The sequence below is a fragment of the Paracoccus sp. (in: a-proteobacteria) genome, assembly GCF_046462195.1.
Taxonomy (GTDB): Bacteria; Pseudomonadota; Alphaproteobacteria; order Rhodobacterales; family Rhodobacteraceae; genus Paracoccus.
Genome location: NZ_JBKGUN010000137.1, coordinates 1 through 8,059 on the forward strand (window position 1 = coordinate 1; position 8,059 = coordinate 8,059).

6 protein-coding genes are annotated in these 8,059 nt (G+C 63.3%); all 6 read left to right on the top strand.

Features of this window, described 5'->3' with window-relative positions; genetic code table 11:
• Positions 1–997: putative PEP-binding protein (locus ACLHHB_RS08955; protein ID WP_410217931.1), on the top strand; the 997-nt coding region annotated here is incomplete at its 5' end.
• A 189-nt stretch (positions 998–1,186) separates the two neighbouring features.
• Positions 1,187–2,698: a glucan biosynthesis protein gene (locus ACLHHB_RS08960; RefSeq protein WP_410217932.1), complete on the top strand. Its 1,512-nt coding sequence runs from the start codon at positions 1,187–1,189 to the stop codon at positions 2,696–2,698.
• A complete protein-coding gene (gene mdoH / locus ACLHHB_RS08965; protein ID WP_410217933.1) occupies positions 2,695–4,809 on the top strand; it encodes a glucans biosynthesis glucosyltransferase MdoH in 2,115 nt (704 codons plus the stop codon). The genes ACLHHB_RS08960 and mdoH overlap by 4 nt, the downstream gene beginning before the upstream one ends.
• Positions 4,806–5,963 carry an OpgC domain-containing protein gene (gene opgC, locus ACLHHB_RS08970; RefSeq protein WP_410217934.1) on the top strand — a complete coding sequence of 386 codons (1,158 nt, stop codon included), beginning with the start codon at positions 4,806–4,808 and terminating at the stop codon, positions 5,961–5,963. The genes mdoH and opgC overlap by 4 nt, the downstream gene beginning before the upstream one ends.
• Positions 5,964–7,063: 1,100 nt before the next feature.
• The gene (locus ACLHHB_RS08975) at positions 7,064–7,825 is read left to right on the top strand and encodes an SGNH/GDSL hydrolase family protein (protein WP_410217935.1); all 762 of its coding nucleotides are present in this window, start codon (positions 7,064–7,066) and stop codon (positions 7,823–7,825) included.
• Positions 7,826–7,837: 12 nt separating this feature from the next.
• Positions 7,838–8,059, top strand: a 222-nt coding sequence (locus ACLHHB_RS08980) for a transposase (RefSeq protein WP_410217936.1), incomplete at its 3' end; no start/stop codon positions are given.

An 8,059-nucleotide genomic window follows, 5' to 3' on the forward strand; every position in this document is an offset into this window, starting at 1 on the left:
GGACAAGATCGCCATGCAGGCCGAGGCGCAGGACCGCTATGCCGGGCTGCGCGACCTGCCTGCGACGGGAACCTGCGGCACCACGATTCAGCTCTACATGAACGCGGGCCTGATGGCGGACCTGCCTTCGTTGGAAGGTTCGGGTGCCGAGGGTGTCGGCCTGTTCCGGACCGAGCTGCAGTTCTTGATCCGCAGCCATGTCCCCCGGCGCGCCGAACTGGCGGGGCTTTATGCCCGCGTCATGGACAATGCGCAGGGCAAGCCTGTCATCTTCCGGACGCTGGACATCGGCTCGGACAAGGTCCTTCCCTATATGAAGCCCCAGGACGAGCCGAACCCGGCCATGGGCTGGCGCGCGATCCGGGTGGGTCTGGACAAGCGCGGCGTGCTGCGCATGCAGCTGCAGGCCCTGATCCGGGCATCCGTGGGGCGCCCCCTGCATGTGATGTTTCCCTTCATCGCAGATATCACCGAGTACGAGGCCGCCCATCGTATCCTGATGCAGGAACTGGCCCGCGAGCAGCGGCTCGGCCATGCGATGCCCACCGACATCCGCGTCGGCGCCATGCTGGAAACCCCCTCGCTGGCCTTCGCGCCCAAGCGGTTCTTCGAGATGTGCGACTTTGTCTCGATCGGCGGCAACGACCTCAAGCAGTTCTTTTTTGCCGCTGACCGCGAGAACGAGCGTGTGCGGCGGCGCTATGACACGCTGAACGTGTCCTTCCTGGGCCTGCTGCGCCAGATCGTGGCCCGCTGCCAGGAAGCACGCGTCCCCTTGTCCTTTTGCGGCGAGGATGCTGGCCGACCGGTCGAGGCCCTGGTTTTTGCGGCCTTGGGAATCAACCGCCTGTCGATGCGCCCGGCCTCCATTGGGCCGGTCAAGCATTTGATTCGGCGTGTTTCCGTCAACGAACTGCGCGCGGTGATCGATGCCGCCGAAGCCGAGGGCCTCACAAGCGTTCGCGGACCCGTGACCACATGGCTGGCCCGGCAATAGCTGTCGATCCAGCCCTTCTGCCAAGGCCCGTTGCACGGAAATCCGCCCATCTCATCACGACTTGACAAGCGTGCTTGCTGCGATGCGGCGCCCGCCTTATAGTCCTCTGGTTCCCTCGAGACATCTCCGAACATGAAGCGTCGTCAATTTCTGAATGCTGCCACCGCAATGGCTGCCGGAGGCTCGCTGATGGCGATCCCGGCGCAGGCACAGTCCCCTCAGGCCCCCATCGGCGCAGAGGCGGGACATTTCGGGCCACCCATGCCCGAACCCTTCGGCTTTGAAACCGTGGCCGAGCTTGCCCGGGAACGGGCGGCGGGGATCTATGTCCAGCCGATCTCCAAACTTGTCGGCAGCTTTGCCGATCTGAACTATGACCAGTATCGCGCGATCCGCTTTCGCCGCGACCGGGATCCTTGGGCAGGCAGCAAACAGTTCGGGATCGACCTCCTGTCGCCCGGCTCCATTTTCTATGAACCGGTGCAGATCAACGTCGTGCGGGGCGGGTTGCCGCAGAAGATTCCCTTCGACCCGTCGATGCTTGAATTCGATCCTTCGCAGTTTCCTGACGGCGCGGACCTGAACACGGTCGGTGACATGGGCTGGTCGGGCTTCCGCATGCGCACCGTGCTGAACCGCCCGGGCGTCATGGACGAGTTCCTGGTTTTCCAAGGGGCCAGCTATTTCCGGGCCGTGGCGCGCAACACGCTTTATGGGCTTTCGGCACGCGGCCTTGCCATCAAGACCGGCAGTCCGGACGGTGAGGAATTTCCGCTGTTCACCGATTTCTGGATCCATGAACCCGATTCGGGCACCAATTCGATCCGCATCCATGCCATCCTCGACAGCCGCTCGGTGGCGGCCGCGTTCCAGTTCGACGTGATGCCGGGCGCAGTGACCATGGTGCGCACGCGCGTCGCCCTGTTCCCCCGCGTGGACCTCCGCGAGACCGGGCTGGCGCCGCTGACCTCGATGTTCTGGTTCAGCCCGGCGAGCCGCCGGACCGTGGACGATTATCGTCCCGCCTGCCATGACAGCGACGGCTTGCAGATGCACACGGGCGCGGGCCAGGCGCTGTGGCGCGGGCTGATGTCGCCCCGCAATCTGCAGATCTCGGGGTTCCAGGACGACAATCCCAAGGGTTTCGGCCTGGTCCAGCGCGCCCGGAATTTCGAAACCTATCAGGATGCCGAGGCGATGTATCACAAGCGCCCTTCGGCCTGGATCGAACCCGAGGGGGATTGGGGACCGGGCGAAGTGCGTCTGGTCGAAATCCCGGTCGAAAATGAGTTCAACGACAATATCGTCAGCTACTGGGTTCCCAAGGATCCGCTGATCCGGGGCGAGCGGCATGAATATGTTTATCGCCTCAGCTTCTCGGCGCTGCCGCCCAGCGACCTGCCCTTGGCCAAGGTCCGGCAGGTGCGGTCCGGCCGCTCGATCAATGTCGAAACGACACGCAGCTTCATCATCGATTTTGACCTGGGGCTATTCCAGGACCAGTTGCCGCAGCTTCAGGTCACCGCCTCGGACGGACGCATCGTGCATGCCTATCTGAAACCCATGCCGGAGCAGGGTGCGCTGCGCCTTGCCTTTGAATTCGAACCGGGACGCGCACAGGTGACGGAACTGCAGGCGTTGCTGACCGATGAAACAGGCATCGCGCTGAGCGAGACCTGGCTGACGCGCTGGACGGCATGAGCCTGGCCCCCGACATGACATTGGAGCGGGAACAGTCACCCGCCCCGGCGGCCGTCGTGCCTCCTGCGGCGCCCCTGCTGATGCCCGTGCAGGATTTTCATGCACCGCCGCACCATGGTCCGGGACGGCAGATGAGCAGCCTCCGGGTCTGGATGGCGCGCCTGATCGCCTTTGGTGGCACTGCGGCGCTGGCGGTTTTCGGATTCACCCAGATGCTGGCGTCGTTCGGCGCCGACCCGACGCCCATGCAGATCGCGCTGCTGGCGTTGTTCGTCCCGACCTTTGCCTGGGTCGGCTTTTCGTTCTGCGGCACGCTTGCAGGGTTTCTTGCGCCGCGGTTGGTGACGCCGACCGGACCGAATGTAGCGCGTCTCGTGGTCGTCATGCCGATCTATCACGAGGACGTTGCGGTCAGCACGGGCCTTCTGGTGGCACTGGCCCGGCAACTGGCGGACGAAGGCATGGCCGACCGTGCCGAGATCTTCGTGCTGTCGGACACGCGGGATCCGGCCATTGCCGTGAACGAGACGCAGGTGATCCACGCCGCGCGCGCGATGTCGCCGCTGCCCTTGTGGTATCGCCGCCGCCTGACGAACGACGATCGCAAATCCGGCAACCTGGCGCAGTTTGTGCGTGAATGGGGCGGACGCTATGAACAGATGGTTGTTCTGGATGCAGACAGCGTCATGTCGGGTGAAACGATCCGCATCCTGTCGGCACGAATGGCCGCCGATCCGCGCCTCGGCCTGATCCAGACCATGCCCATGCTGGTCGGAGGAGAAACGATCTTTGCGCGCCTGACGCAGTTCGCTGGTCGCGTTTATGGGCCGATGATCGCGCGCGGCGTGGCGGCCTGGTCCGGCAATACCGGCAATTACTGGGGTCACAACGCCATCATCAGCGTGCCGGCCTTTGCTCAGGCTTGTGGCCTGCCGCGCCTTCCCGGCAAAGCGCCCTTTGGCGGCACCATCCTCAGCCATGACTTCGTCGAGGCTGCCGCACTGTGCCGTGCGGGCTGGGCCGTCCGGCTGGACCATGACCTCCGCGGCAGTTACGAAGGCTGCCCGCCGACCCTGCTGGACATGGCCGTGCGAGAGCGCCGCTGGGCACAGGGCAACCTGCAGCACAGCCGCCTGCTAGGCATCAAGGGCCTGCGCGGCCTCAGCCGGGCGCATTTCCTGATCGGCATCATGGGCTTCATGATGAGCCCGCTGTGGCTGGCGCTGATCCTTGTGGGTCTTGGCCTGTCGGCAACGGTTCTTCTGTCCACGCCGGAATATTTCCCGAACGCTTATCAGTTGTTCCCCGAATGGCCCGTCTTTGACAGTCGCCGGATGCTGATCCTGTTCGCGATTGCGATGGGCCTTCTGCTTTTGCCCAAGTTCATCGCGACCTTCCGCGCCTGGGTGCGCCCCTTGGCCGCGAATTCCGGCGGACGGGTCCGCATCTTTGCCAGCGCCCTGTTCGAGACGATCCTGTCGGCGCTGATCGCCCCGGTGCAGATGCTGGTGCAGACCCGCCAGATCTTCGAGATCCTCAGCGGTCGCGACAGCGGCTGGAACGCGCAGGTCCGCGCCGGCAACATGCCCGGCTGGGAAGTGGTGTTGCGCCATCATTGGGCGCATGTGGTGCTGGGCGTCAGCACCCTGATCGTTCTGTGGCACTTCTCCCCTGCGCAACTGATCTGGCTGTCTCCGATCCTGGCAGGGCTGATCCTGTCGCCCGTCACATCACGGCTGTCGGCCAGCGCCGTCTTTGGTCGCTGGGCGCGCATGCGCGGGCTGCTGGTCACGCCCGAAGAGCGCAATCCCCCCGCAGTCCTGACACAAGCAGCCGCGATTGCCCGAAGCCTGCCCCAGCCCGTCCGTGGCCGCGAGGCCCTGTTGATGCTGGGCCGCGACCGCATGATGCTGGACCGGCACATCGCCATGCTGGCGCCGCTTCCCGCCAACCTGCCCAAGGCTCTGCGCCTGGCGCAGATCACGGCCGAAGCCAAGATCGCCCACGCGTCCTCCAGAAGCGAGGCGCTTGATTTTCTCGACCGCTCCGAAACGGATGTCATGCTGATGGATCCCCAGCTGCTGATACGCTGGAGCCGACTGCCCGCATGAACCGGCTGATCGCTCTGGACATGCTGCGTGGCTATGCGCTGCTCAGCATCATGGTCAACCACATGCCGATTTCGGTCCTGCGGTGGTGGACGCTGCCCAATTTCTCGATCTTTGACGCATCCGAGTTGTTCGTGCTGCTGTCCGGATTCCTGGTCGGCCTCGTCTGGCTCAGCGTTGAAACGCGTGAAGGCCGCGCCACCGCTCAACGCCGCTTTGCCCGTCGAGCATTCGAGGTCTGGCGCGCCATGATCATCGGAGCCGGGCTGATGGCGCTGCTGTCAGCCGCCCTTTGGGCCAGCGGCCGACCGCATACCGCAATCTGGAACCAATACGCGATCTGGATCCTGGACAACCCGCTGGGCTTTCTGGCCACGGTCGGCACCTTCTGGCTGCAGCCCAACATCATCGACGTTCTGGCTGTTTACGTGGTGCTGATCGCTGCGGCTGTTGTCTTGGTTCCGATGATGCTGCGCTGGCCCTTGGCAATGGCGGCAGGGTCTCTTCTCTTGTGGTGGAACGCCCCTTGGCTGAACGCGATGCTGCCCAACCATCGCACGCAGGGCGGCTTCCTGTTCAACCCTTTTGGTTGGCAGATGCTGTTCTTTACAGGTACCGCGCTGGGTCTCTACCGTCAGCAGCTGATGGCACGCTTGTGGCCATGGCGGCACCTGCTGACAATGGGGGCCATCGCCATGTTTGCCTTTGGCTGCACCATTGTCATTGCCGCCCGCATCGGAGAATCCGCCCTGCCCCTGCGCGAGGCGTTGAAGGCCGTGTACGGCACGATCGACAAGTGGAGTTTGGACGGCACGCGCTATCTGGCCATCGTGGCAGCCGCCTGGCTGGTCGCCGTTCCGCTGGCCCCTGTGATGGAGCGTCTGGCTGCCAGCCGCCCGGGCATTGCCCTGCAGCAGATCGGAAAGGGCGGATTGTGGTCATTTGTGGCCTGCGTCCTGTTGTCGGTTCTGGGGGATGCCTTCCAGATGACGCCGGGGGGTCAGCCGACCCTCCGTCGCCTGGCCGTGGACCTTTGGGCCTGCACCGCCCTTTGGTGGGTGTCTGCTTTGTGGCTGACCTATGGCGCCCCTTGGCAGCGTGCCCGTAAGAACCGCCGCACTGAAGGCAAGAGTGGCCAGCCTCGCGTCTCACTTTAGACGTGGAAGGGAGCGAGTGGCGCGAGGCTGTTACGGTTGCACGACGGGTCGCGCTCACGAGCGACAGGGGCTTGGTTCAAGCAAATCGGTCTGGCCAGCCAATGTGCAGAAGGTGTGGCTGCGGTTGTTCCTCGGGCAGCAGTCCGCTGCAGTGGTGCCTGAACCTGCTTACCTTTCCCAAAGCCATAGCAGCCTCCTGTCGGTAACGGAGGCGCCCCAAAAGTTCATCGTCTTCGGCACAACGGCTGGAGATGATTTGAAGAAGGGCAGCCCACAGCAACTTTTTGGAAACGCTGGAGGTGTCGGACTGGAAAAGCCCGCGCCCGGATCATGCGGGCCTTGTCTTCCATGCGGCCGTTCCCGAGGGGGTGATAATCGCCGCCCCTCTTCGAAGGTGCCTTGTACGGCGACCCTCTTGGGATTGGAAAAGGAAGGGCCAATGATCGCCTGGACAAAGGTGGCATGAGCATCAGGCTGCAAACCGTCAGCGATGCTGATGGCCGACCGATTTGCCTCCTCGGCTCTGCCTTCCATGTCGAAAGCCGCGTAATCCGCCTGTCGGATGCCGCAAGTGCCGCAAAAGGGCCGAGATCATTTTTGCATGGTTGAAAAAATTGCCGATGTCTGGCCATCCGGCTTATGATGTAAAACAGGGCAAGCGCGGCTTTCCAGACAGAAGCCCCTGCGGTGATCGGTATCTCGTGGCGATACAGTCGTTGATGGCAGCAAAATGTACCCGAACTTGGCCATTTGGCGAAACAGATCCCAAAGAGCAAATGGCGGAGCAGCAAGTTCATGCAGTGCAGTCGCATGTGGTACCGGATCGATTTTCCACCGGATCGACGACCAAGGCATTCTGACGCGCTCGGTGGCTCCGATCTGGCCCGGCCACTCCACCCACAAGGGTCATTCGGTACGGATTGACGGCCGGAGCAGGCTGGTCCCCAAGAAAGCATGGCAATTGCATGCTTCTCAAGCTGACCAGCGGCGGTCATGACGGATGCTACAGACCTTTGAGCAGGCGCCTTCCAAGGGAATATTTCTGGACTGAAATAACCTTGTTGCCTTAGCCTCGGCTTGTTGATCGGGAGGAGGATACCTTGTTCATCACACGACGCAGCCTGTTCGGGGCGATGGCCATGCTTGCACTTTTGTCAGGTGGAGTGGCACAGGCGCAGGATCAGGACACGCAGGCAGAGGCTAAGCGCATTCTGGTCTATGGTGACTCCAACACCTGGGGCTATATTCCCGTGGAGAGCGGGCCTACCAAGCGTTATGCTGCCGATGTTCGATGGCCGGGCGTCCTGCAGGCGGAGCTCGGTGAGAGCTACGAGGTCGTCGAGGCAGGTTTGAGCGCTCGGACCACCGATATTGCGGATCCGACGCTGCCGCACATCTCTGGCGCCGGCTTGGACGGCTCCGCCGCCCTTTCCCCGATCATCGCGTCCCATCTCCCGCTCGATCTTGTGGTGATCATGCTGGGCACCAATGACGTGAAGGCTCAGTTCAACCGGTCACCGTTCCGGATCGCGCTTGGAATGGGAAAGCTGATCGACATCGTGGAGCAAACCGGCAGCGGCGTCGGGACGGATTATCCGACTCCGGAGGTTCTGGTTCTGGCGCCGCCGCCACTTGGCACCCTCCATCCCGAGGGTCGCGCGGAACGCTTTGCCGGAGGCCTAGAAAAGACCCGCGTGCTTCCGCAGTATTACCACGCCATCGCGGAGGCCGCAGATGCGGAGTTTCTGGATGTCGGCACATTTGCCGAGACTGACGGCATAGACGGGGTGCACCTGTCGGCCGAAGCGCATGAACAGATTGGCCGCGGTGTCGCCGAAAAGGTCAGATCCCTTTTGGACTAACCTCCAGCCGCATTGCCTTCCTGCTCTTTTGGGTGCGTCAGGCCTGGCAAGGGAACCTGCTGGACGAGCACCCTGTTCAGGCTGACCGAGGCGCCGGTGGCGCGTCTTCGCCCTTTCCTTCTCCGGAGCCGTGGCCGCCCGCCTGTCGACGACCTGCAGGTGTTGCGCGGCATTGTCTTCGTCAAGCGCCACGGCTTGCGGTGGTGCGACGCCCCGAGAGAACAGGGACTGGCC